Origin of the sequence: Hyphomicrobium sp. CS1BSMeth3, from assembly GCF_900117415.1 — a bacterium.
In the GTDB taxonomy this organism is placed as follows: Bacteria; Pseudomonadota; Alphaproteobacteria; order Rhizobiales; family Hyphomicrobiaceae.
Genome location: NZ_FPEI01000005.1, coordinates 972,725 through 998,373, shown reverse-complemented (window position 1 = coordinate 998,373; position 25,649 = coordinate 972,725). Strand labels below are relative to the sequence as shown.

The following is a 25,649-nucleotide window of genomic DNA, read 5'->3' as shown; positions in this document are numbered from 1 at the left end:
GCTCAATCGCCGAGCGCTACGCCTTCACGCCGCGGATCGGCGCCGCCTTCGAGGCGGGTAGGTCCGCGGCGTACGATTATGTGCGTGCCCGAGGTCATGAGATCGAAGTCGATCCGGTGCCCGAAGGGCTTCAGCCGCAGCGCCTGCCAGATCGTCGAGCCCCATGCCCAGGGCCGCGTCAGGGCGTCGTACGCCGAAGCCGTCGTCGACTCGAGCTCGAAGCCGCGGCCCTGGCTGCCGAAGTTGACGAGCGCCGCGGCCGCCTGCGCATCCATCTCCCAGTCGATCAGCGCGACGAGGGATTTCACGACATAGAGAATGATGCGGCTGCCGCCCGGCGAGCCGAGGACAGCCTTCAGCTCACCCTCCGCGTCGAGCACGATCGTCGGCGCCATCGAGCTGCGCGGCCGCTTTCCTTCCGCGACGCGATTGGCAATCGGCCGGCCCTGAGTGTCCGTATGGCGGAATGAAAAGTCGGTGAGCTCATTGTTGAGCAGGAAGCCCGCGGCCCAGATGCGCGAGCCGAACGCCGCCTCGATGGTCGTCGTCATGGCCACGGCATTGCCGGCGCCGTCGACGATCGAGACGTGGCTGGTGCCAGAGGCCTCGACCGTAGCGTCCTCGCCATACCAGTGCGCGCCGTCCCCACCGGGATTGCCCGCCTCCACTCGCTCGGCAGCGCGCAGCGGCGCGATCAGTGCGCGGCGCCGCTCGAGATAGTGCGTTCCGAGCAGGCCGAGCGGCACGCGCACGAACTCTGGATCGGCGATGAAGCGATTGCGGTCCGCATAGGCGAGCTTCTCGGCTTCGGCGATGATGTGCATGGCACGCGCATTGAGCGCGGCACTCGGACCGCGGCCGAGATCGAACGGCTCGATCAGGCGCAGGACCTGCCCGATCGTGTGCGCGCCGGAAGAGGGCGGCCCGATGCCACAGACACGGCGCTCGCGATAGAGAACGCAGACCGGCTCGCGCTCGCGGGGTTGGTAGGCGGCGAGATCGGCCAGCGTGAGATCACCCGCCGGTGCGGGTCCGGCCGCGACCGCGGCGACAATACGCTCGGCGAGTGGCCCCTCGTGGAGCGCCCTCGCGCCATCGCGCGCGATGATCTCGAGCGTATCGGCAAACTCCGGATTGCGGAGCTGATGGCCGGCAGACCAGGCTTTGCCGTTCGCGTCGAAGAAGTAGCGACGTGCTGCTGGCGAGAAGGCCTCGGCGCCCATCCAGTGGAGCAGCAGGGCGAGCCGGGGGGACACAACGAATCCATCGCGCGCGAGCTGGATTGCCGGCGCAAAGAGGCGCGCCCATGGCAGGCGGCCGTGCTGGCGATGAGCAAGCTCCAGCATCGCGAGCACACCAGGAACGCCGACAGCAGCGCCGGACGCGATGGCCGTCGCGAAGGGAATGGGCCTCCCTGCCGCATCGAGAAAGCGGTCCGGCTGGGCGGCTGCCGGCGCCGTCTCGCGGCCGTCGTAGGCTTTGAGCGAGCGCGTCGCGCTATCGAAGTGGAGAAGGAAGGCACCGCCGCCAATGCCCGAGGACTGCGGCTCGACGAGGTTCAGCACGAGCTGAACCGCGATCGCCGCATCGACGGCACTTCCGCCCTCGCGCAGGATCTCGCGGCCGGCTTCGCTCGCATAGGGGTTCGCCGCCGCGACCATGTGCCGACGCGCGATGGCGAGGCGCTGCTCATGACGCCCGGATGCGGCCTCGGGTGCGCTGCGGGTCGGGCCTGTTTTCGTGAGTTGTTGGGCAGAAGCGTCCGGCGGGACGAGCGCGTGTGCTGAAAATGCCAGAATAGCCGCGAGGGAGAGGCGCAGCAGATTGAAACGGCGAAGCATCATGACAGCAAAGGCTCCGCGCGGCAGGCCGTAGCATGGCTCTGGTCACGCTCGCAGCGCCGCCGCGGGCGGTCAATGGAAATCGCGCGACTTCGGCAGGATACGCTCGTTGCGTGGATGTCCGGCCCAGCGTGGATGTTCCTTGGGTCGGGCGGAACCGGCATCAGGACGCAGAGCTTCTTCGGCGTGGGCGATCGGCGTCGGCCTTGTCTCCCTGCCCGATTCACTCAACAGGCCGAGCCATTCCGTGCGGTCCTCGAGCCGCGCAGCAACGATATGAATGATGTTGTCCTTTCGCTGAATGCGCCCGCGAATGACAATCAGGCGAGAGGCCATGACGACGCGACGATAGCGTTCGAGCGCCTTCGGCCATATGACGGCATTCGCAATACCCGTCTCATCCTCGATGGTCATGAAAACCACGCCCTTGGCCGACCCGGGCCGCTGGCGTACGAGCACGACGCCGGCCACGGCAACCCATTGTCCTTCGCGGGTCGTACGCAGGTCCGCGCAGGAGAGAATGCGCCGACGCGTCAGGCCACCGCGCAAGAATGCCACCGGATGCGCTTTGAGCGACAGGCGCAGCGTCTGGTAGTCGGTGACAACGTGCTCGGAGAGGGGCATCTGCGGGAGCGCGACCGGCGGCTCGGGGCCGGCTTCACGCGTCTCGCTCCAGGCAAAGAGCGGCAGCGGTGTCGCGCCATCGAGTGCCTTGACCTCCCAAAGTCCCTGGCGCCGATCGAGCCCGAGCGAGCGAAAGGCATCCGCCGCGGCCAGCCGCTCGATCGTCTCTAGGCGGACGCCGGCTCGGCGCCAGAGGTCGTACACATCGGCAAAGGACGCCTCGGCGCGAGCGGCGAGCAGTTTCTCTCGCGTTTCCTCCTCGGCCATGCCGTCGACCTGACGGAAGCCGAGTCGCAGCGCCGGCTTACCATCGGCGCCACCCGGTTCGAGCGTGCAGTCCCAATCGGAATGATTGACGTCCACGGGGCGTACCTCGACGCCGTTCTCACGCGCATCGCGCACGAGCTGGGCCGGCGCGTAGAAACCCATGGGTTGTGAGTTCAGCAGCGCCGCGCAGAAGGCTGCCGGGTGATAGTGCTTTATCCAGGCCGAGACATAGACGAGAAGCGCGAAGCTCGCGGCGTGGCTCTCGGGGAAACCGTACTCGCCAAAGCCCTTGATCTGGTTGAAGCAGCGCTGCGCGAAGTCGCGCGTGTAACCACGCTCGACCATCTTGGAGATCATCTTCTCCTCGAGCTTGCCGATGGTGCCCGGACGGCGGAAAGCGGCCATGGCCTTTCGGAGCTCATTGACCTCGGGATCTGAAAAGCACGCGGCAATCATGGCAATGCGCATGGCCTGCTCCTGGAAGAGCGGCACGCCGAGAGTCTTGTGGAGGATGTTGCGCAGCTCGTTGGTATCGCCCTCCCGTGGAGATGGATAGTCCACCTCCTCGATGCCGTCGCGCCGGCGCAGATAAGGGTGCACCATGTCGCCCTGGATGGGGCCGGGACGCACGATCGCCACCTCGATGACGAGATCGTAGAAGCATCTCGGCTTCAGGCGCGGCAGCATGTTCATCTGCGCGCGGCTTTCGACCTGGAAAACGCCGATGGCCTCGGCCCGGCACAGCATGTCGTAGACGGCGGGATCCTCGCGCGGCAGCGTCGCGAGCGTCAGGTGCTTGTTCTCGTGTACCGCGATCAGGTCGAAGGCGCGGCGGATACAGGTGAGCATCCCGAGGCCAAGCACATCGACTTTCAGCAGCCCGACCGCGGCGAGATCGTCCTTGTCCCACTCGATGAACGTGCGCTTCTCCATGGCCGCATTGCCGACTGGAACAGTTTCCACGAGCGGACCGCGCGTCAGCACGAAGCCGCCGACATGCTGGGAAAGATGGCGCGGAAAGCCGACGAGCTCGTCCGTCAGCTTGATCACGCGTTGTAAGAGCTGATCCTCAGGATCGAGCCCGACCTCGCGGATGCGCTGATCGGGAAGCGCGCCGCCCGAGCGCGTACCCCAGACCATGCCCGCGAGCGCCGCGACGACATCCTCGCTGAGGCCCATGGCCTTGCCAACCTCGCGCACGGCAGAGCGCGAGCGATAGCTGATGACGGTGGCGGCGAGCCCAGCGCGCTCGCGGCCGTAGTGCTTATAGATGTGCTGGATGACCTCTTCGCGCCGCTCGTGCTCGAAATCGACATCGATGTCCGGCGGCTCCCGGCGATCGGCGCTGATGAAGCGCTCGAAAAGAAGGTCGACCTCCGTCGGGTTGACCCCCGTAATGCCGAGGCAGTAGCAGACCACCGAGTTGGCCGCCGAGCCGCGGCCCTGGCAGAGGATTTGCCGGCTCCTCGCGAAGGCGACGATGTCGTGGACCGTGAGGAAGTAGGGCGCGTAATTCAGCTTCTCAATCAGCGCGAGCTCCTTGTCGATGAGGCCGCGCACTTTCTCCGACACGCCATCGGGAAATTTCTCGCGGGCCCCGAGCTCGACAAGATCGACGAGGTGGGCGTGCGGTGTCTTGCCCGGCGGCACCGGCTCATCGGGGTATTCGTATTTGAGGTCATCCAGATTGAAGGTGCATGCGGCGGCAATCTCCAGCGTGCGAGCCAGCGCCACCTCGTGCCCCTCGAAGAGCCGCGCCATCTCGTGCGGTGGCTTAAGGTGGCGCTCGGCATTGGATGCGAGCCGAAATCCGGCCTCGCTGATGCACACACCCTCGCGGATGCAGGTCAGCACGTCCTGCAGCGGGCGGCGATGGGGCGTGTGATAAAGCACGTCGCCTGTCGCCACGAGCGGCACATAGCAACGCCGCGCCAGGGCGGCGAGCGCGGCGATATGCGCGCGATCCTCGCCGCGGTAGGTATGCGTGGCGGCGAGATAGAGAGCGGCGGGTGCGAGGCTCATCTTGAGGCGCCGCAGCTCAGTTTCGAAACCTGCGGGATCCGAGGCTTCGCGCCAGCTCCAGCCCTCTGGAGGAATTGCAATGAAGATCTGGCCATGTGCGGCGGCAGCGACGTCCTCGAGCGAGAGAATGCATTGGCCTTTGTCGGCGCGCCTCTGACCAAGGGAAAGCAGACGGCAAAGACGGCCATAGGCTTCGCGATCCGTCGGCAAACAGAGGAGGCTCGGCGCGTCGGTGAGATCGAGCCGGACGCCGACAATGAGCTTGAGACCGACCTGCTTTGCGGCCACATGCGCGCGCACGACGCCGGCAAGCGTATTGCGGTCCGTCACCGCCAGCGCCGCAAGACCCAGCGCCTTCGCCTCCTTCACCAGCTCATGAGGGTGCGAGCCCCCGCGCAGGAAGGAGAAGTTGGTCGTCACCTGCAGCTCGGCATAGGTGCTCATGACAGCGAGTCTCTTGGTATCAAGTCTCTGAGCATCAGCTTCACGGCATCAGCCCGTGCATGAACCAGCGCGGCGTCCGGGCCTGAGGATCATCGTCATCCCCGCCACACTCCCCGTCTCTCTCCTTGTCGTAGAGGCCGGCGCGGAAGACCCAGTAGCGCGCACCACTGGCCTCCTCGATGAAGTAGTAGTCGCGGGTCAGGCGCGCGCCGGCACACGCCTCGGGCGCGCGGGGCACGTAGGCTGCCCACCAGGCGGGCGCAATCCGCTCGGGCCCTTCGGCGCGCACGATCCGCCGGCGCACGCGCCGCCAGACGATGAGAGCCGGCGCACCTTCGGGAATGGCCGCGAGGACCTCGATCGGCTCGGGCGGATCCAGCAGGAAGGGGGGACGGCGGCCGTCGAAAGTGGGCAAGGAAGCCTCGAACGCGGCTGATATCTTCGCTTGATCCATCCCAAGGGCCGGCGCGTGCTTCTGCGCGGCCTCCGGGATGTGGCTCGCACGAGGCAGGAGACGCATGACGCAGCGCGTGCCGAGACGGCCCGAGAGTCGATCGACGAGCCGGGCGGCCGCGCGCGCGTGCTCGCCGGTCGCATCCGCATCGAGCCCTTGCTGGCGTGCGTCGAGCGGCGCCACCTCGTGCGCTTCGAGCGTCATCAGATCGATGCCGAAGCCGGCATCGAAGTGCGCGATCTTCTCACGCAGCAGACGGCCGATGTGCGCTTCGTCCCGACAGGGCGTACTGGTGCCGACCGCGACCTCGCCGAGAGTGCCATCCGAGCGATAGAGCGAGAGACAGAAGCGACGCCCGCCGGCACCGGCTTCGACCAACATCCCGACCAGGTCGCTGCACAGCCGCTCGAGTGCCGCCTCGACGCTGGCCGCAATGAGCAGCGGATCGGAGAATGACAGGCGGGCAGTAAAGTCCGGTATTTGGACGAGCGGCGCACGAGGCTCGCCATAGTGACCGAGCGCCTGATCGAGACGCAGCAGCACCGTGGCAATCGTCTCGGCCCCTGGCTTGTCTTTGCGGTTCAGAGCACGGAAGCGGCGCTCGAGAGCGGCGCGCGGAAGACCATAAAGCTGGCCAATGCGCCGAAGGCCGAGCCGCTCGAGCAAGCGGACGGCGTCGATGTCAATGCGTAAGGCAGCAACCGGCAGCGGCGCGAGCACGGAGCTCGCCTCTCCCCGCGGTGCGATCACGAAAGAGCCTTCCGCCGCGAATCGGGCGAGCGCGTGCGCAGCACCGAGCGTGTCGGCGCACGCCGCTCGCGCCGTCAGACCGAGCCTCGAAAAGCGCGCTGTGAGATCGGCGAGCAGCGCTCGCTCGCCGGCCTCGTCATTTTCATGCGGCATCGCTGCGGCTGATCCGGTTGCCAGCTTCGGCAAGAAGAGATGCCCGACCCCGGTGATGTCGATCCAGAGGCCGTCCTCAGCATCGACGTGCCGCGCCGGCCCATAGCGGCCGCACCAGCGCGCGAGACGCAGGAGATCATCGCGATCTCTGTCGCGCTCGGCAGGCAAGGTGATCAGGGCGGGGAGCGCCGCCCGCGTATCGGCGAGCCCGGCACCGGTCTGCACGCGGAGCGCCCGTGCGGCCTCGTTCGCAGCCGCGATCTCGAGCCCGTGCGCACCATGGGCGACCAGTGCCAGCGGCCGATCCGCAGGCACTTCCTCAAGCCCACGATGCCGTCTCAGACGTTCGATCGGCCATGCCGGCAGCCACACGGAAACGATGCGCGTCATGACTCCACTCCACAACAGAAGACTGCAACGCTGCGCCCATCGCCGTACCGCGGCAGCGCTCGAGGGTGAGCGTGAAGCGCGGATCGCCGGGCGCAGCGGGATCGAGGGGATGCTGCGCACTCGGGGCAGCGGCAATGCGCCAGCGGGCGAAGGTGGCCGCCATGGCGGGCGAACGGGCGGCCGTCACCACGAGGGCCGGCGTTCGATGCGCGGCCGCAGCCAGCGCAAGGCGCCGCGCCGGCGTCAGAGCAACCGTATCGAGGTTGCCAATAACGATCGACGCCGCGGCCGATGCGATACTCTCCTCCATGGCCCAGAGGGTCTCGGCCGGCGTGGCCGTCTCGACCAGCAGCACGCGCGCCGGATCGAGTCCGAGGCGCACGAGGCCGGGGCCATAGAGCCCGCCGCACTCGCGAGCGAGCCGCGCCGGCCAGCACCACACCACGAGGCCCGGCGAGACAGGGCGTGGAACAGTCGGCGCCACGTTGCCTGTGCGGTCCATGCCGAGACGGCGAGACGCCAGCAGGAGGGCGAAGGTGAGGGCGGCCGGGAGGTCCCGGTAGGTCTCGGGCTTGATCTCGCCGAGGCTGGCGGCATCGAGATGCCGGCCGGGCAGCCAGCCGTCCACGTCCGGGTGACCGAGAGTCCAGCAGGCTTCTTCGGGGAGCTCTGCAGCAGGCACGCTCGCCGGGCCACGGTCAAAACCCGGACGTCGCTCGAGTGTTGCCAGCAAAGCCCTGAGCTGCTCGAGCCGTGCCTGCTGGGGCCGGGCCTGTTGGGAATGGGGGGCTGGCGGCGGTGCGAAAAAGGGGGCAACCGCACCGCCGCCAGGGAGACGCATACGCCTACTCGTACTCTTACTGGTACTTACACTCGTACTCGCACTGCCACTTTCGTCCGTATTGCTACGAACTACGAAGATCCGCCTGGCCAAGGGCTGGGGTGAGAGGGGGTCTCGGGGCTCCTTGTCCAAGGGTACGCTCTTCGAAACTGCGTATGGTCCACCTACCGCAGAACCGCCCCGTTACTGACTGGAGACTCACTCAGGGCAGCTCAAGTTCTTCCTTTGTTCTTACCTCCAACCCCGTCGGATGTCAACGAAAATCAGGAACAAAAAGAGATCAACGGGCCCAGCGGCCCTTTCAAGGTCGACCTTCGCCACCAACAAAATCACACGTTCCCAACAGCCGGCCGACAGGCTCCCAACACCTCATCTGCAAACAGAATATCGGAAGATGAATCCGCTATAGCCGCGAGTTACGTGACCGGATTCACACACTTTCCTTGAAATGCGCACAATCTCGCCTTCGTGAAGACCAGATCACCCCTCGTGCCGTTGCATCCACTTCGAAGCGTCGCCAGAATGACGGCCACATCGGTTCGGACCGAAGCTGCCAGACCCGGCGGTGGGACAAAGGGTGGGCAGCCACCGAGCCGAAGACAGGTCGTCCGCAATCACTGGCGGGGGAGATCCAGCAACAACTCAGGCGATGGCGCGTTGAGACAACGCCACCGTGATGCTGGCCAACTAGCGGCGATGGCGGGGACTCGTAACCATAATTTCAGCTTAACGGGGCACCGTACACACGCAGCGCCTTCCTCGCGCACCACGTCTCACCGACTTGGGCTGGCGCCCTGGTCATGGTGACGCCGGCTCTTTGCGTCGGACGAGAACTGAACGGCATACGCGCACAGGGTACTGCCCCTGGCGCCCGAGAAAATGAACTTAAGCCCATGCGCACCATGCGGGGGGCAAAAAGAACAAGACCGGAGACGAGAATGATCGGTTATGCATCCACCCGTACTCTGCTCGCCGGCGCCGCCCTGGCCTTCGCGGCCCTCGTGCCGGTCGCACCGACCACAGCGCAAGCCCAGGGCCTGAGCTGGCTCTGGGGAGGCGGCAGCCAGGTAGGCGGCAGCGGCAAGGAGATCGTGCGCTTCGGAGTGCAGCATCGTCCCGGCCAGGTCATCGTGAGCTTCGGCGACCGCCGTCTCTACTGGGTCACCAAGCCCGGCGAAGCGATCAGCTATCCGATCGCCGTTCCCCGCGAGCAGAGCCGCTGGCAGGGAACGCTGCAGGTCTCCTCGAAGCGCGTCGATCCGCCGTGGACGCCGACCGCTGAAATGCTGCGCGAGAACCCGAAGCTGCCGCGGCACGTGCCGGGCGGCCACCCGATGAACCCGATGGGTGCGCGCGCGCTCTACCTCGGCGCCACCATGTACCGCATTCATGGCACGGACGCGCCGTGGTCGATCGGGCAGGCAGTCTCGAAGGGCTGCATCCGCATGTACAATAAGGACGTGATCGATCTCTATGATCGTATCCCCGTCGGCACGCGCGTCACCGTGACCTGGAACCGCTACACGACTTCGGCGGCGCCCGTTGCGTCGTGGGGCGGTGGCAGCGGCGTCGTGGATCGCACGGCCTCGCGCAGCTCGTCGGGCTTCTCGGCCTCGTCCGGCTTCGGCTCGGGCTTCATCTTCCCGTGGATGGACCAGGAGGAGCCCGCGCCGCGCCGCGCCGAGCGCCCCAAGCAGCGCGCTCAGCAGAAGCGGCCCGTCAGCAGCGGCAATGCGCCGAAGAAGCAGGAGCAGACGCCGGTGAGCAGCAACGCTGTGGCACCTCAGCAAAGCGTCTCCGTCTACTGAGCAAGTCTCGCGGACGAACACCAACGATATGTATGCGGCCTGCCTTCATCGGCAGGCCGCAATCGTTTTGCGTTCCAGAAGTGTGGCCACGTTGCGCGCAGGTATGCAGCGCTGCGGAGTCTCGGCGCGCTCATTTTGCACACGCGCAATGTGGCCTTCGTGCTGCACGCAGCGGCGCACGAACCTTGAACGGTTACGCTGCTGGGTCATTCGATTTGCAACGGCTGGAGGCAGCGGCTACCACCGACTTCGTCAAGCATTCGTGACTCGCAATTGAAGTGGCAAAGAGCGATATCACTTGGCCATGCCGACACCATTCCCGCGCCCCGAGCCGTCGTTAATTCGGCTGGCCGCTCCGCAGTATTGCTGCTGCGCTCCGGCGTCTCTCGCCAAGACGGGCAACGCTTCGAGCGCGTCGTGGATGATGTCATTCGGAGTACGTTTCCGCGCCGCTTCCCGCGCGTCGCATGAGAACCCTGGCTCTACCGGACCGAGGATACATGCGCGCACTCACTGACTGGTCGAGGTATTTCGCGCTGGCCGTGGTCGGTGCGATGCTGGCGGGACCAGCTTCGGCAGCGGGCTTCGAAAAGTCCGAGGGAAAGCCCGCCACTGCAGGCACTCCCGCGATCACGGTGATCGAGCTCTTCACCAGCCAGGGATGCGCGTCATGCCCGATGGCGGACGCACTCCTCAAGACCCTTGCAGAGCGCCCCAACGTCGTCGCGCTCACCTTCCCCGTCGATTACTGGGACTACCTCGGCTGGAAGGACACGCTCGCAAGCCCGAAGTTCAGCGCGCGCCAGCGCGCCTACTCCAAGGCGCGTGGCGACGGCCGCGTATACACGCCGCAGGTCGTCGTCAATGGACTGAAGCACGCCCTGGGCTCGAGCGAGAAGGACATCGACAAGGCGATCGCGGCTACCACGCCTTACATCGATCCGATGCGCGTCGGCGTCCAGGTACGCAGCGGCAAAGAGCATATCGTGATCGACCTGGAGGCCGCCCGCGATCCCTCCAAGGCCGCTGAGGCGACCATCTGGCTCGCTCTCATCCGTCGCGAGATCGAGGTGAAGATCAAGCGGGGCGAGAACACCGGCAAGGTCGGCGTCTACCACAACGTCGTCCGCGAGTGGATGCCGGTCGGCGTGTGGAACGGCTCGGCCGCCACGATCAAGATCGCTCACCACGCCGTGAAGCAGTCCGGCGCCGACGGATGTGCCATCATCCTTCAGCACGGAGATGCCGGCGCTATCGTGGGCGCGGCGCTCCTCAGGGAATGGTAGCTCTCGGCTAGCCCCTGGCGCAGGGCCGTTGCGGCCCTGCATGGCTGACACCGCAGCGCAAGAGCGGCGTTGCACCACGGCCCCCCCTCGCTCTATTTTCCGAGCATGTCGAACACACCTGCCCGCTCTCTTTCAATCGCGCTCGCTCAGCTCAACCCCGTTCTCGGCGATATCGCCGGAAACGTGGCGAAGCTCGTGCGTGCGCGCGCCGATGCCGCCCGCCAAGGGGCCGATCTTCTGGTGATGCCGGAGTTGTATGTGTGCGGCTACCCGCCCGAGGATCTCGTGCGCAAGCCGGCCTTCGCCGCGGCCTGCCGGGCAGCCGTCGAACAGCTCGCAGCCGACCTCGGTCCGGGACCGGCCGTGCTCATCGGCACCGTCTGGCCGGAGAACGGCAAAGTCTACAACGCGGTCGCCCTGCTGGATGAAGGCAAGGTCGCGGCCGTGCGCATGAAGGTCGACCTGCCGAACTACGGCGTGTTCGACGAGAAGCGCGTCTTCGACGCGGGACCGCTCCCGGGGCCCATCAACTTTCGCGGCGTCAAGATCGGCGTGCCCATCTGCGAGGACATCTGGACCGACGAGGTCACCGAATGTCTCGCCGAGTGCGGTGCCGAAATCCTCATCGTCCCGAACGGCTCGCCCTTCGACTGGAAGAAGAGCCATGTCCGCCTCAACATCGCCGTCGCGCGCGTGACTGAGACGGGCCTGCCGCTCGCCTATCTCAACCAGACGGGCGGGCAGGACGAGCTCGTGTTCGACGGCGCCTCTTTCGTCCTCAATGCGGACGCGAGCCTCGCCGTCCAGATGCCGGATTGGGAAGAGGACATCGCCGTCACCCACTGGGAAAAGACCGACGACGGCTGGCGCTGCAAGACCGGCCCGCGCGCGCGCCTCGCGGAGGATGATGCCGCCGGCTATCAGGCGTCCGTGCTCGGTTTGCGCGACTACGTCGAGAAGAACCGCTTTCCGAGCGTCGTGCTCGGTCTCTCCGGCGGCATCGACAGCGCCCTCGTTGCCGCGATGGCCGTCGATGCGCTCGGACCGGAGCGCGTGCACTGCGTGATGCTGCCGTATCGATATACGTCGAGCGACAGCCTCGCGGATGCTGCCGCCTGCGCCAAAGCGCTCGGCGTGCACTATGACACGGTGCCGATCGCGGAAGCCGTCGACGGCTTCTACCACATGCTGGCGCCGGTCTTCGGCAATCGCGCCCCCGACACGACCGAAGAGAATATCCAGAGCCGCGTGCGCGGCACGACGCTGATGGCGATCTCCAACAAGAACGGCTCGATGCTGCTGACGACCGGCAACAAGAGCGAGATGTCGGTCGGCTATGCCACGATCTACGGCGACATGAACGGCGGCTTCAATCCGATCAAGGATCTCTACAAGATGGAGGTCTACCGCCTCTCGAGCTGGCGCAATGCCCATGTGCCGCGCGGCGGCAAAGGCCCGGCCGGCATCGTCATCCCAGAGCGCATTCTGACGAAGGCGCCGAGCGCGGAGCTGCGCGACAATCAGACCGACCAGGACAGCCTGCCGCCCTATCCCGTGCTCGACGACATCCTCAACTGCCTTGTCGAGCACGAGATGCCGCTCCCCGACATCGTCGCACGCGGCCATGCTGCCGAGACCGTCAAGAAGATCGAGCGGCTGCTCTATCTTGCCGAGTACAAGCGGCGCCAGGCGGCACCGGGCGTCAAGATCTCGAGCCGCGGCTTCGGGCGCGATCGGCGCTATCCGATCACCAACCGCTTCCGCGAGGAGCTTTCGGCACCGAAGGCCGAGGGCGCCACCGCGACCCAACGCACACCGCAACTGGTGCAGCCGCGCGCCGACGGCGGTGAGGTTTCTTGATTTTCGCGTTGAAGGCTGCGGGGAAAGGAGACTCATCCCCTCTCCCCGCCCTTGCGGGGAGAGGGTTAGGGTGAGGGGCGGCGGCAAACTCTAATGTCGGAAAGTGCCGCCGCCCCTCACCCCGGCCCTCTCCCCATTGAAGACAATGGGGAGAGGGGGAAGACGCGCTAGCGCCCGCCTTCGATCTATCATCCGCTCTCGCCGAGTATACCAATGACCGTCTCCGTCCGCTTCGCACCAAGCCCGACCGGGCGCCTGCACATCGGCAATATCCGCACGGCCGTGCTGAACTGGCTCTTCGCGCGCCGCAATGGCGGCAGCTTCATGCTGCGCCTCGACGACACCGATCTCTCGCGTTCGACCGCGGCCTTTGCCAATGCCATCCGCGAGGATCTCACGTGGCTCGGCCTCGTGTGGGATCGCGAGGCGCGCCAGTCCGACCGGCTCGCGCGCTACGAGGAGGTCGCGAAGGCGCTGAAGCACGCGGGGCGCCTCTATGCCTGCTTCGAGACGGAGGACGAGCTCGAGCGCCGCCGCGCACGTCAGCGCACCCGCGGCCTCCCACCGATTTACGATCGCGCCGCGCTGAAACTGACGGCGGCGGAAGTGCAGCAGCGCCTCGCTGCCGGCGAAAAGCCGCACTGGCGCTTCTTTCTTCAGAATACCGAGCCGTCGCGCGGCCTTGCGCCCCAGCCGACGCTCGTTACCTGGCATGATGTCGTGCGCGGCGAGCAGACGGTGGACATCGGCTCGCTCTCCGATCCGGTTCTGATCCGCGCCGATGGTACGCCGCTCTACACTTTCACCAGCGTCATCGATGACGTCGACTTCGCCATCAGCCACATCATCCGTGGCGAGGATCACGTCACGAACTCGGCCGTGCAGATCCAGCTCTTCGAGGCACTTGGCGCGGAGCCGCCAAAGTTCGCCCATCACAGCCTGCTGATCGGCGCCGATGGACATGCCCTCTCCAAGCGCGCGGGTGATCTCTCCATCAAGGGCCTGCGCGACGACGGCCTGGAGCCGCTCGCCGTTCTTTGCCACGCAGCGCTGCTCGGCACATCCGAGGCCGTTGCGCCGTACACGAGCCTCGATGAGCTGGCCCAGCGCCTCGATCTCTCGAAGGTCTCGCGTGCGCCCGGGCGCTTCGACATTGCCGAGCTGCGCGCCCTGAACGCGAAGCTGCTTCACATGCTGCCGCACGAAGCGGTGGCCGGGCATCTCGCGACATTGGGCCTGCAGGTTTCCGCGGAACTCTGGGAAGCAGTGCGCGGCAACATCACGACACTCGGCGAGGTGCGCACCTGGCTCGAGGTGGTCAATGGTCCACTGACGCCGCGCATCGAGGATGCAAAGCTCTGCGCCACCGCCGCCGGTTTGCTGCCGCCGGAGCCGTGGAATGCGGAGACGTGGGGTGCGTGGACGACCGCCGTGCGCGATGCGACCGGCATCAAGGGCCGAGCGCTCTTTCATCCGCTGCGACTTGCGCTGACGGCCCGCGAGGCCGGCCCGGAATTGCGCGCACTGTTGCCGCTGATCGGGCGCTCGCGCGCGGAGGCGCGGCTCAACGGGCGCCCGGCTTGAGCCGGGTGAGGGTGAGGGGCGGCCCTACGCGGTACATGACCGCCGCCCCTCACCCCCGCCCGCTCCCCCCGCGGGCTCTTGAAACTCAATCCTCGGCCAGCACCCTTTCGGGCGCCTGCAACGGACGCCGCGGCAGGCCGGCGTCAGTCGGCGCGTCTGTCTCCGGGGATCGCCGCAGTCCGCTGCGCAAAACCACCGCCTTCGACGAGGACACGATGTCCTGCTTGCGCATGAGGAACATCGGCAAGTCGCCTGCACCGTGAGCCAGCCCCGCGCCCTGCACGTAGATGTCGTAGCCAAGGCGCATGAAGAAGGGCAGCGAGTGAGACGTCGCGAGCACCGTCACAGAGCTGAAGCCGGCACTCTGTGCCTCGAGCTCGGCATGGGCCAGCAACGACGAGCCGAGACCCATGAACGTGAAAAGGGGCTGTACGAACAGCCCCTCGATCCGCGCGACACGTCCATAGCTGGCGCTCGGCCGCCAGCCCACTGTGCCGGCAAGCTCACCGTTGAGCCAGGCGCCGGTCAGATTGCTGCCGCCGAAGCCGTCGACGTATTCCGGCTCTCCGAGAGCCGTCATGAACTCGTCGACGTACGTCGGCGCTACATGCGGCCCGATGAGTGCACGGAATGCGCTGCCGTGGACGTAGCGCACATCGGACCAGTCATCGATGCTGATGGAACGGAGCTGCACAAGTCCCGCGACATGAGCGTCATGCGCGCTGCTCTGCTGGACGTCGTGCGGGCGTGCAAGGCTACTCATGACACAAGACCTGTACGCAGATACCAGTAATCGGCTGACTACAATCTACAGATTGTGACAACCGTTTTTCGGATACGTTGCAACCTAGGCTGTCCGGCGATCCGACGGCAATACGGGGAAATTTCTAAACGCCTGTTAGACAAATGATTCGCGGCCGAGTGGTGCCTTCGGACCACAGGCTTAGGGCATTTGTCGAATTAACGGGCTTAATGCCGCAATGCGGCGCACCGAAGCGCAAATCGCACTATCGGCGCTGACTTGCCTGCGCCGGGCGCGGCTCCGTGGCCTGGGCTTTTCGCTCGCCGGGCTCACCTGCCGTGGGGACGTACTCGGCCTGCTTGCACGAGCAGCCCTCGACGTACTCTTTGCGATGCCGGAAGGCATTCTTCATGCTGGTGTAAGGCTTGTTCTCGGCGACCGACACCATCTCCTCGACCGCACCACCGGGGTTCTGGTGATAGTAGAGCTCGGTCGGCGCCGCGCAGCGTGACTGGCACGCATCCACGTCGCGCGAGAAGTGGTTCGGCAGCGTCGCGAAGCTGATCGGGAAATAGTACCCGTCGCAGAGCCTCACGCAGAGCGTCCGGTAGGTCGCGTACGGAAGCGCACCGAACTGATTGCTCGGTGTCTGAGGACGCGCACCGGACTCTTCATCCTGCCAGAAGAACGAGCCGAAGGGGTTGTTGGACCCGCCGCGACGGCGCGCTTCCTGCTGATAGTTCGCACCGCAATTGTTGCGCGCCAGCTCGCGGATGATCTCATCCTGCATCGAGCGCGTGCTCGTGCCCATGATCTGCTGGCGCTGGATGTCGAGCTCGCTCTGCCGGCGCCGCATGTCCTCGGACTTCTGGGCGAGGTCCACGCAGACGCGGCTGCGCTTGAGCGTGCGCGAGAAGAGCCACGTCTCGTAGCATTCGTTCCGGTCGAGCTGGAGCTGAGCCGAGCGGATATCGCGATCGAGCTGGCGCATCTCCGCTTCGATCTTCGGCAGAACGTCGCGGGGCTGATTGCCGCGCTGACCTTCGGCGACGAGCCGCTGCTCGAGCTGCAAACAGATGTTGCCACCGGCCATCGGCGGCGGCGCCTCTCGCACCGGCGGCCCCCACCCCGGCTGGGCCGGACCGCGATACATGGGCTCGCGCGGCTCGGGGCGGCGCGGGCGATCGTCACCGCCGAAGGGCCACCAGCCGCTCTGGGCCTGCGCCGACGGCACGAAGGAGGGTCCGAGCAAAGGTACGAACGCGGTAACGGCCAGCACAGCCGCCACCCCGGCGATCGCTCTTAAGCGCAGATTGCGCCAACCGCTCATTCAAGGCCTCTCGGCGCACCTGGAGAATTGCGCGCCGCAACAGCAGGGCGGCGCACTTGCCGGCGCATGATGATGATGGTGAACTAGGCCGTCAATGCGGAGCAATTGCGGCGAGCGCCTTCGTGCACAACCTGACGTGGGCCTGCGCCAAACAAGCACTTCACCAGGGATGGAGCCCAATCAATGGATAGCGCCAGATTCGAGGCCGCTGCTGAGACCCTCGCCACTGTCCGGCGTGAGGGCCGCCTGCTGGAGCGGTTGCCGGAGGCGAGCCGCCCGCGGTCCCTGGCCGAGGGCTACGAGATCCAGAATGCCTTCATCAAGACCTGGCCCGACAAGCTCGCCGGCTGGAAGATCGGCGCCACCTCGCACGTCACCATGGAGAGGTTCGGCGTCAGCGAGCCCATCTACGGCCCCTTCTTCGCCCGCGACGTGCACACGAGCCCGGCGACGCCCACCGCCGGCAGCCTCCAGCACATGGCCATCGAGAGCGAGTTCGCCTATCGCCTCGGCAAGGATCTGCCGGCACGCCCCGCGCCCTATGCGCGCGAGGAGATCCTCGACGCGATCGACGCCGTGATCCCGTGCTTCGAGATCATCAGCCCGCGGTTCGTGCGCATGCCCTTCGACGACGTGGCCTCCGCCGTAGCGGACTGCATGCTCAATTACGCGATGATCCTCGGCACCCCGATCACCGACTGGCGCGGGATCGACGCGGCGCGCCACCCCGTTCAACTCCGCATCGACGGCATGGTCACGGGCGAGGGCAGCGGCTCCGAATGTCTCGGCGATCCGCGGAACGTGCTCGACTGGGTCGTCGAAAAGCTCAGAGCTGCCGGCACTACCCTGAGACAGGGAGAGATCCTCTCGACGGGGACCTGCACGGGCATCGTCCCTCTGCAGAGGGGGCAAACCGCCGTCGCCGATTTCGGCGCGCTCGGCAAGGTCGAGGTCCGCTTCAGCTGAGGCGCCGCTGCGATCGCGTCGGCCATGCGCCGTGCGTATGACCTCGCGCGCCGCTCACCATTCAAAGCCCCAGGCCGACGTGCTACCCGTTGGCCCCTACAGTCACGCGCCCGGATCACGGGCACACCGCCGTATGGGAAGGAACGCCGGCCATGGCCGACACGATCAGGGGCGCCGACATCGTCGCGCGCACGCTGGAGAAGCTCGGGACGCAGAAGGTCTTCACGCTCTCCGGCAATCACATCATGTCGATCTTCGACGCGGCGCTGGAGACGAAGCTCGAGCTGATCCATGTGCGCCACGAAGCCGCGACCGTCCATATGGCCGACGCCTGGGGCCGCCTGACAGGAGAGCCCGGCATTGCGATGGTGACCGGTGGTCCGGGCCATGCGAACGCCGTCGGCGCGCTCTACACCGCGCTGGCCAACGAGTCGCCGATGGTGCTGCTCTCGGGCCATGCCGCAACGGATGAGCTTGGACGCGGCGGCTTCCAGGAGATCGCGCAGGCCGATCTAGCCCGGCCAGTCGCCAAAGCCTCCTGGACATCCACATCGGCGGCTGCCCTCGGCGAGGACGTCGCCAAGGCACTGCACATCGCCCGCAGCGGCCGCCCGGGTCCTGTGCATCTGAGCCTGCCCTCCGACCTGCTCGACGAGGAGGTTGATGCGGCGCGCGGCGCGATCCCCGATCGCCTGCCCGGCGCCGCGCCCGTAGCCCTTCCGGACGCCATCGCCGATGCGGTGCTCGACGCCATCGCGAAGGCGCGGGCGCCGCTCATCATCGCGGCCCCTCATCTCTCCGGACCCCACGGCCGGCCAATTCTGGCAGAGCTGGAGAAGGCCGTTCAGGCGCCAGTCGTGCTCATGGAGAGCCCGCGCGGCATCCGCGACGCGACGCTCGGCGCCTTCTCACAGCTCCTCAAGCAGACCGACCTGATCGTGCTGCTCGGCAAGCCGCTCGACTTCACGCTGAAGTGGGCGCAGCCGCCGGTCGTCGAGCCGACGTGCCGCGTCATCAGCATCGATGCCGAGGCCGCGCTGCTGGACCGGGCTCAAGGGGAGATCGGCGAGCGTCTGGCTCTGGGCGTGATCGGCGAAGCCCGCGCCGCCGTGCGCACGCTGACGGAGCGCGGGCTCAAATCCACGCCGCGCGCAGCGACATGGCTCGCCGAGGCGCGCCGTTTGCTCGATCATCGCCCCGAGAGCTGGGCCACGCTCAAAGGCAAGAACGGCCGCCTGCATGCCGTCGAGGTCTTCACGGCACTGAAGCCGATCGTCCTGCGCGACCCGAATACGGTGCTCATCTGCGACGGCGGCGAGTTCGCCCAGTGGGGCCAGAGCCTGATCCAGCCGCCGCGGCGCGTCGTCAATGGCGTCGCCGGCTCGATCGGCGCCGGCATTCCGTTCGCCGTTGCCGCGCGCGCGTGGGAGCCGAAGGCACCGATCATTACCGTCGTCGGTGATGGCACGTTCGGTTTTCACATGTCGGAGTTCGACACGGCCGTGCGGCACAATCTGCCGTTCGTCGCGATCGTCGGCACCGATGCCATGTGGAACGCGGAGAGCCAGATCCAGCTCCGCGACTACGGCGCCCAGCGCATGCACGGCTGCAGCCTGCTGCCGACGCGCTATGACCAGGTCGTCACGGCGCTCGGCGGACACGGCGAGTTCGTCGAGGATGCCGCCGCGCTGCCAGTGGCCATCGAACGCGCGATCGCATCGGGCAAACCGGCGTGCGTCAACGTGATGATCGAGCCGATCGCGGCGCCGGTAATCTGAGCGAAAAGCGCGACGCGATCAGGCCGCCGTCAGGCGGGACAGGGTCGCGTCGTCGATCTCGAAGTTCGCGAACACGGCCTGGACGTCGTCGTCGTCCTCGAGCGCGGCGATGAGCTTCAGGATCTGCCCCGCGTTGTCCTCGTCGAGCGGCGCGGTGGTCACGGGCTTCCAGACGGCCTTCACCGACTGCGGCGCCCCGAGCGTAGCCTCGAGGGCCGACGCCACCGCGCCCATGCTCTCGAAGGCGCAGACGATGGTGTGGCCGCTCTCGTCCGAGGCGACGTCATCGGCACCGGCCTCGATGGCGGCCTCGAGGACGGCATCGGCACTGCCGACGGCCGCCGGATAGATGATCTCGCCGACCCGCGAGAACATGTGCGAGACGGCGCCGGTCGCACCGAGGTTGCCATTGTGCTTGGTAAACACGGCGCGGATCGCGCCGCCCGTCCGGTTGCGGTTGTCCGTCAGCGCCTCGACGATGATCGCGACGCCACCCGGGCCATAGCCCTCGTAGCGGATCTCGTCGTAGGTCTCGTCGGCGCTGCCGGCCGCCTTCTTGATGGCCCGCTCGACGTTGTCCTTGGGCATGTTCTCGGCGCGCGCGTTCTGCACGGCGAGGCGAAGCCGCGCATTCATCTCGGGATCAGGGAGACCCGATTTCGCCGCGACCGTGATTTCGCGGGCGAGCTTGGCGAAGAGCTTCGAGCGGGCAGCATCCTGCTTGCCCTTGCGGTGCATGATGTTCTTGAATTGCGAATGGCCAGCCATCGATGATCCGTCGCGCCTCGAATAGCGGGCGTCCCATCGCCGAAAGTGCGGCTCGAGGAGATGCCCCTAAATTTTTGTTATTTCGCCCTTTTCTGAAGGGCCAACCGGCAAGCGGCCAGCCACAACAAGGCGCTGTGTCTCGACGCCGCAGGGCCGACCGGCGGGTTTATACGCTTCACCTCGTGCAAAATCCACCGATTGTCGTTATATACGCGACCGGACTGGGCGCCCCGAAGAAGCCATAAGAAATCTGCCGACCGCGAGACGTCTCGTCCCCTGCCGACCTTGCTAATGACCTGGCCTGCGTGGGATTCTTCCAGCGTCGAGCGCTCGATTGCGCGCGTCCCGCCCTGTGCGAGCCATCAAGTTGACGCAGGAGCGGGTCTTGACTGCATCTGTGGTGATCCTCCGTAGGTGGGGCGATCGTTGAACGAGACTCGGGCCGTGCCTCAGGCGAGTCTAGCGAGACCGGAACCAAGCAGATCGCCGGCGTCCGGTGAACCCAGAATGCTTTCCATCGTCATACCGGTGCTGAACGAGGAGCGCGGACTGCCGCGCCTGGTGGAGCGGCTCGTCGCCGTCCTCGATGGCCTCGCGCGGCCGTGGGAGGTCATCCTCATCGACGATGGCTCGACCGACGGCACCCCCGCCGCGCTCGCCGCGCTCAACGCCCGCGATCCGCGCTTCAAGGCCGTCGTACTCAGCCGGAATTTCGGCAAGGAGATCGCCGTCGCCGCCGGTCTGCGCTACGCCATCGGCGATGCGGCGATCGTCATGGACGGCGACCTGCAGCATCCGCCCGAGACGATCCCGGTGTTCATCCGGCAGTGGGAACAGGGCTACGACGTCGTCTACGGGACGCGCGAGAGCCGGGCGACCGACACGAAGGCCCATCGCCTGTTCGCAGGGTTTTTCTACCGCATCTTCAATAAGATGAGCCGAACCGAGCTACCGCTGGGTGCGGGTGACTTCAGGCTCGTCGACCGCAAGGTGCTCAATGTTCTCAACCGCATGGACGAGCGGGCGCGCTTCAATAAGGGCCTCTTCGCCTGGGTCGGCTTCAAGTCGATCGGCGTGCCCTATACGGTCGAGGCGCGGGGCGAAGGCCGCTCCCGCTTCCGCCCGCGCCAGCTCTTTCGCTTTGCGCTCGACGGGCTCGTCTCCTTCTCGACCATTCCGCTCAGGGTCTGGTCCTATCTCGGTCTCATCGTATCGGCGTTCGCGTTCATGTTCGCCCTCTACATCCTGGTGGAGGCGCTCGTCTTCGGCATCAACGCGCCCGGTTTCCCGACACTGATCATCTCTGTGATGTTCTTCGCCGGTGTGCAGCTCATCTCGCTCGGCGTCATCGGCGAGTATCTCGGCCGCGTCTACGAGGAGGTCAAAGGGCGCCCCTTGTTCGTCGTCGCCCGCGAGATCGGCCTCGACGAGAGCCGCACCTCTCGAGCCAGCGAGAGGAGAGCCGCGGAGCCATGACCCGCGAATCCTCCGAGAACGATCCAGCCCGCAATCTGCCGCCACTCCGTCACTGGGGGGGCTTCCTGCTGGCCGGGCTGATCGCGCTTTCCTCGGACGCGCTGCTGCTCCAGGTCGGCATTCTGGCGCTCGGCCTCAGTCCCCTGATCGCGCGGCTTGTCGCGATCTCGGGGGCGATGGTGGCCGGCTGGCTCGCCCATCGGCGGTTAACCTTTTCTCTAACCTCCCCGCCGACACTCTGGGAGTTTACTCAGTATTCTGCAACGGCATGGGCGGCAGCCGCGATCAACTACGCCGTGTTTGCTGCAGTGCTTTTCGTGTCGCCCGGAACCCATCCGCTGGCGGCGCTTGTGCTTGCGTCAATTCTCGCCACATTTTTCGCATATATGGGAATGCGTTACCGCGTCTTTCGGGGGAGGACCTGATGGCTTCTCGAACAACGCGGGATAGAGTGGAAGAAAGCACAAGCAGGCAAGCGCTAGGTGCAGCATTCCGAATGCCGAGGCAGGAAACATTCATAGAGTATTCATCCGCGATGGCATTCCATTGTCATCGCTCCAGAAGAATTTATAGCAGTTCGAACTCGCTGCGCGCGCCGGATGAACGTGCTGCGAAGACATCGGCTGCGTGTGGGCGTACTCGGCACGACCCCACCTAACATAAAAGGATCTTCGGAACCGTAGCAGGGCTATGGACGTTATTTGGTGCGATGGCGTAAGCGCTTGGAAATGCGTCTGGAGGCGCAAATATGAAGTCGAATGCGGTTAAGTCCTACGCGCTTGAGCTCGATTGGTCGGCACAGACAATCCTGCCGATCGAGTTTCGTGGGCGGGAATTGCACCTGGAGGCTCGCGCCTACCAGGGCCATGACCCCCACAATCAAGCGTTTGTCCTGATCCACAGGGCGAACCAGGCAAACAGTGAGCTGCCGGTCGTGCGCGTTCACAGCGGATGCATAACCGGTGACATCTTCCACTCGCTCAAGTGCGACTGCTATCCGCAATTGCAGTCGGCACTCGAGACGATCACGACATCGCCGCTCGGCGTGCTGATCTACCTGCCCTACCATGAGGGGCGCGGCATCGGGATCGTGAACAAGATCCGGGCCTACGCGCTGCAGGATCAGGGCTACGACACGGTCGACGCCAACGTCGCCGTGGGCGCACCGATCGAAGCACGCACCTACGACCTGGCTGCACACATCCTGTTCGATCTCGCGTTGCCGGAGATCCGGCTTCTGACGAACAACCCTGCCAAGGTCGACGCACTTCGTGCGGAAGGCATCAACGTGATCGAGCGACTGCCGGTCGTGTGCACGCCCAACGCCCACAATGTGCGCTATCTCGAGACCAAGAAAGCGCGCATGGCGCACGCGCTCTGAGCGCCGCCTGCAGCTTTCGCGGAACAGAACACGCGAGCGAGGCGCCACTGAGTGGCGCCTCGTTTGCGTTCGAGGGCCTAGCGCAACTTCACCGCGCCGACTCGAGCGTTTCCACGACGAGGTTCCCGTTCGTGTAGACGCAGATTTCTGCGGCGATCGCCATCGCCTTTCTGGCGATGGTCTCGGCATCGAGATCCGTATCGATCAGCGCCCGCGCCGCGGCGAGCGCGTAGTTGCCGCCGGAGCCGATCCCCATGATGTCCTGCTCGGGCTCGAGCACATCGCCGGTGCCCGTGAGGACGAGCGTCCGCTCGCGATCGGCAACGAGCATCATCGCCTCGAGCCGGCGCAGGAAACGGTCCGTCCGCCAGTCCTTGGCCAATTCGACGCAGGCCCGCGTGAGCTGACCCGGGTACTGCTCGAGCTTCGCCTCGAGCCGCTCGAACAGCGTAAATGCATCGGCCGTCGCGCCGGCAAATCCGCCGATCACATCGCCCCGGCCGAGCGTCCGTACCTTGCGGGCATTTGATTTGATGACCGTCGCGCCGAGACTGACCTGCCCATCGCCGGCAATGACGACGCGGCCCTTCTTGCGGAGCGTTAGAATTGTCGTGCCGTGCCAGATTTCCATGAACTCTCCTCCGGCGGCGGCTCAGCCGGGCTGAAATGCTGATGGTGATTGGTATGGTGGCGCCGCGCGCCTGAATCAAGAGCCTAGACTTGCCTGCTCGGCGGCCCCTCAGGCGACGAACACGAACCAATCCACATCTTCAGTGACGGCCTCGCCGGGCGGCGCCTCGGCCGCATGGGCGCGAAGTGCCGCCATGCCGGCCGCAAAGTCCGCATCGGAAATGCGGGACAGAAACGAGTCCGCGCGCAGGGACGTCTTCTGCGCATAGGCCTGCCAGTCGTCGGCCACCACCTGCGGCACGATCTCGTGCACGCTGAGCCTCATGCCTGCATTTTCGAAATGCTCCGCAATCCGGCTCCGCGACGGAAGCTCCTTTGCGACAATGGGCTCGATCGCGGGAAAGAAATGGTATTTGGGGAAGTCGGTTTCGCGCGTGCTATTGCGCAGGGCCACGTGGCCGCCGGCCCGAAGTACGCGCCGGCATTCCCTGGCGGCGGCCGCGGCATCATCGAAACGATGGAAGACCATCGACATGAACACGAGGTCGGCGGCGCCATCCGCAATCGGCAGCGCACTGGCCGAGGCAGTCTCGAACGCGACCCGATCGCCCCGCAGCTTCCGGCGCGCCTGATCGAGCATCTTGCTCGAAGGATCGATGCCGATCACGCGCGCGTCAAAACGCTCGGCGAGCGGCTCCGAAAAGCGCCCCGTGCCACACCCGAGATCGATGATCAGCGATCCAGGCGCGGGCGCCGCATCGCGCCCCACCAGATCCAGCCAGAGCCGGAGCGCCTCGGGCGCCAGGGTGCGTGCCTTGTCGTAGACACGCGCTATGCCCGTTCCATCATAGTCCATGATCGTCGCCTTCCCGGCCGCCGCGCGTCTCCCGTTTACCAGACGGCAGCCACACGCGCCGCAGCTGAAAGCGGCGCCGACACCCGTGCGCCCGGCAGCGACGTGGCGCCCGCTTGTGTTCGTCGATGCGAGACACGACATTCAGAAGGCTGATGCCGGCTGCATGGCCTTGTCCACATCCCTCTCAGCGGAGTCTCCATGCCGAGTGATGATCCGTCACAACCGCACCGCCGGTCCCGGACCCAAGCCCAACAGATCACCAAGCTCGTCAACGTCGGGCTTCAAGGCGGCGGCGCTCACGGCGCCTTCGTCTGGGGTGTTCTCGACTATCTCCTCGAGGATGGCCGTCTCGACCTCTGCGGCATATCGGGCGCCAGTGCCGGCGCGGTCAATGCGGTCGTCGTAGCTCATGGCGTGAGCACGGGCGGGCGCGAGGGCGGCCGCGCGGCGCTTGCGGACTTCTGGCGCAAGGTCGGTGAGCCGAGCTCCTACATCGGCCCGCACCCATTCCAGCTCCCATTGCCGCTCAGCTATTTCAGCGAGGTCACGCCGGCCTTCGTGATCTTCGACCTGCTGACACGCTGCTGGTCGCCCTATCAGCTCAATCCCCTCAACATCAATCCGCTGCGCTCGATCCTCGAAGCCACCGTCGATTTCGAACGATTGCGCACGTGCCCGCGGACCAATCTCTTTCTCACCGCCACCAACGTCCGCTCCGGCAAGGTGCACGTCTTCCGCACCAAGGAGGTATCGGCGGATGTCGTCCTGGCATCGGCGTGCCTGCCGCAAGTGTTCCAGGCCGTCGAGATCGACGGCGAGGCCTACTGGGACGGCGGGTTCATGGGCAATCCCGCCATATTTCCGCTGATCTACGACAGCCCCTCGCAGGACGTGGTCATCGTGCACGTCAATCCGCTGGTGCGGCCGGACGTGCCGCGCACGGCGCTCGAGATCGAAAACCGCATGAATGAGATCAGCTTCAATGCGTCGCTCATCAGCGAGATGCGCGCAATCGCCTTCGTCACGCGGCTCATCGATCAGGGCAGAATTCCCGAAGGGCTGATGAAGCGGATGCTCCTTCACTCCATCGCCGCCGACGACGTTATGCAGACGCTGAGCGCCGTCTCCAAGATGAACACGAGCTGGGAGTTCCTGACGCAGCTTCGCGACATCGGTCGCAAGCGCGCGGCGCAATGGATCGATGACTCGTTCGATCGCATCGGCGAAGAGTCCTCCACCGATATCAGATCCTTCCTGTAAGGCCGCCGCCTTAGAGGCTGTTCGCTCAAACGGAAGCGCAATCCCCCTCCCCCTTGTGGGGAGGGGTTAGGGGTGGGGGGAATCCCTACCGCTGATGTTCTGCAATCCCCCCCTCCTAACCTCCCCCACAAGGGGGGA

The 25,649-nt window shown here is 66.0% G+C and carries 19 protein-coding genes; 10 read left to right on the top strand and 9 right to left on the bottom strand.

The annotated features are described in order from the left end of the window. Window positions 1-2 precede the first annotated feature (2 nt). From ggt to CS1BSM3_RS13785, 4 genes are all read right to left on the bottom strand, one after another. Window positions 3-1,844 carry a gamma-glutamyltransferase gene (gene ggt, locus CS1BSM3_RS13800; RefSeq protein ID WP_083528573.1) on the bottom strand — a complete coding sequence of 614 codons (1,842 nt, stop codon included), beginning with the start codon at window positions 1,842-1,844 and terminating at the stop codon, window positions 3-5. A 69-nt stretch (window positions 1,845-1,913) separates the two neighbouring features. Beyond that, on the bottom strand, window positions 1,914-5,198 hold the full coding sequence (locus CS1BSM3_RS13795) for an error-prone DNA polymerase (protein WP_072387626.1): 3,285 nt from the start codon (window positions 5,196-5,198) through the stop codon (window positions 1,914-1,916). A gap of 40 nt (window positions 5,199-5,238) precedes the next feature. Beyond that, on the bottom strand, window positions 5,239-6,945 hold the full coding sequence (locus tag CS1BSM3_RS13790; protein ID WP_072387625.1) for a Y-family DNA polymerase: 1,707 nt from the start codon (window positions 6,943-6,945) through the stop codon (window positions 5,239-5,241). After that, window positions 6,875-7,786, bottom strand: coding sequence for an ImuA family protein (locus CS1BSM3_RS13785; RefSeq protein WP_143149201.1), 912 nt, complete (start codon window positions 7,784-7,786; stop codon window positions 6,875-6,877). The genes CS1BSM3_RS13790 and CS1BSM3_RS13785 overlap by 71 nt, the downstream gene beginning before the upstream one ends. Window positions 7,787-8,724: 938 nt before the next feature. On the opposite strand from CS1BSM3_RS13785, the gene CS1BSM3_RS13780 reads away from it, so the two are divergent. From CS1BSM3_RS13780 to gltX, 4 genes are all read left to right on the top strand, one after another. After that, on the top strand, window positions 8,725-9,594 hold the full coding sequence (locus CS1BSM3_RS13780) for a L,D-transpeptidase (RefSeq protein ID WP_072387623.1): 870 nt from the start codon (window positions 8,725-8,727) through the stop codon (window positions 9,592-9,594). Window positions 9,595-10,094: 500 nt separating this feature from the next. Beyond that, window positions 10,095-10,880, top strand: coding sequence for a DUF1223 domain-containing protein (locus CS1BSM3_RS13775; RefSeq protein WP_072387622.1), 786 nt, complete (start codon window positions 10,095-10,097; stop codon window positions 10,878-10,880). Window positions 10,881-10,985: 105 nt separating this feature from the next. Next, window positions 10,986-12,740 (top strand): NAD+ synthase, encoded by a 1,755-nt coding sequence (locus tag CS1BSM3_RS13770; protein ID WP_072387621.1) that lies wholly within the window; start codon window positions 10,986-10,988, stop codon window positions 12,738-12,740. Between the two features lie 213 nt (window positions 12,741-12,953). Beyond that, the gene (gene gltX, locus CS1BSM3_RS13765) at window positions 12,954-14,324 is read left to right on the top strand and encodes a glutamate--tRNA ligase (RefSeq protein ID WP_072387620.1); all 1,371 of its coding nucleotides are present in this window, start codon (window positions 12,954-12,956) and stop codon (window positions 14,322-14,324) included. 85 nt (window positions 14,325-14,409) lie between these two features. Here gltX and CS1BSM3_RS13760 read toward each other — a convergent pair whose 3' ends face one another. Further along, complete coding sequence (locus tag CS1BSM3_RS13760; protein ID WP_083528571.1) at window positions 14,410-15,087, bottom strand: GNAT family N-acetyltransferase; 678 nt, start codon at window positions 15,085-15,087, stop codon at window positions 14,410-14,412. A gap of 244 nt (window positions 15,088-15,331) precedes the next feature. Beyond that, complete coding sequence (locus tag CS1BSM3_RS13755) at window positions 15,332-16,396, bottom strand: DUF2865 domain-containing protein (RefSeq protein ID WP_072387618.1); 1,065 nt, start codon at window positions 16,394-16,396, stop codon at window positions 15,332-15,334. A 183-nt stretch (window positions 16,397-16,579) separates the two neighbouring features. On the opposite strand from CS1BSM3_RS13755, the gene CS1BSM3_RS13750 reads away from it, so the two are divergent. Then, a complete protein-coding gene (locus CS1BSM3_RS13750) occupies window positions 16,580-17,362 on the top strand; it encodes a 2-keto-4-pentenoate hydratase (protein WP_072387617.1) in 783 nt (260 codons plus the stop codon). A gap of 152 nt (window positions 17,363-17,514) precedes the next feature. Further along, complete coding sequence (locus CS1BSM3_RS13745) at window positions 17,515-19,140, top strand: thiamine pyrophosphate-binding protein (protein ID WP_072387616.1); 1,626 nt, start codon at window positions 17,515-17,517, stop codon at window positions 19,138-19,140. Window positions 19,141-19,158: 18 nt separating this feature from the next. Here CS1BSM3_RS13745 and CS1BSM3_RS13740 read toward each other — a convergent pair whose 3' ends face one another. Further along, a complete protein-coding gene (locus tag CS1BSM3_RS13740) occupies window positions 19,159-19,908 on the bottom strand; it encodes a YebC/PmpR family DNA-binding transcriptional regulator (RefSeq protein ID WP_072387615.1) in 750 nt (249 codons plus the stop codon). 507 nt (window positions 19,909-20,415) lie between these two features. Between CS1BSM3_RS13740 and CS1BSM3_RS13735 the strand changes: the two genes are divergently transcribed. The 3 genes from CS1BSM3_RS13735 to CS1BSM3_RS13725 all read left to right on the top strand — a co-directional run bounded on the left by CS1BSM3_RS13735 (window position 20,416) and on the right by CS1BSM3_RS13725 (window position 22,765). Then, window positions 20,416-21,384, top strand: coding sequence for a glycosyltransferase family 2 protein (locus CS1BSM3_RS13735; protein ID WP_072387614.1), 969 nt, complete (start codon window positions 20,416-20,418; stop codon window positions 21,382-21,384). Then, window positions 21,381-21,809: a GtrA family protein gene (locus CS1BSM3_RS13730; RefSeq protein ID WP_083528570.1), complete on the top strand. Its 429-nt coding sequence runs from the start codon at window positions 21,381-21,383 to the stop codon at window positions 21,807-21,809. Before CS1BSM3_RS13735 ends, CS1BSM3_RS13730 begins: the two co-directional genes overlap by 4 nt. 323 nt (window positions 21,810-22,132) lie before the next feature. Then, entirely contained in the window at window positions 22,133-22,765 is a 633-nt protein-coding gene (locus CS1BSM3_RS13725) for a GTP cyclohydrolase II (RefSeq protein WP_072387613.1), read from the top strand. A gap of 88 nt (window positions 22,766-22,853) precedes the next feature. On the opposite strand, the gene hslV is transcribed toward CS1BSM3_RS13725, so the two are convergent. Next, a complete protein-coding gene (gene hslV / locus CS1BSM3_RS13720; protein WP_072387612.1) occupies window positions 22,854-23,396 on the bottom strand; it encodes an ATP-dependent protease subunit HslV in 543 nt (180 codons plus the stop codon). 108 nt (window positions 23,397-23,504) lie between these two features. Next, window positions 23,505-24,251 (bottom strand): class I SAM-dependent methyltransferase, encoded by a 747-nt coding sequence (locus CS1BSM3_RS13715; protein WP_072387611.1) that lies wholly within the window; start codon window positions 24,249-24,251, stop codon window positions 23,505-23,507. 198 nt (window positions 24,252-24,449) lie between these two features. Here CS1BSM3_RS13715 and CS1BSM3_RS13710 point away from each other — a divergent pair, with 198 nt between their 5' ends. After that, the gene (locus CS1BSM3_RS13710) at window positions 24,450-25,511 is read left to right on the top strand and encodes a patatin-like phospholipase family protein (RefSeq protein ID WP_083528568.1); all 1,062 of its coding nucleotides are present in this window, start codon (window positions 24,450-24,452) and stop codon (window positions 25,509-25,511) included. Window positions 25,512-25,649: the final 138 nt, after the last annotated feature.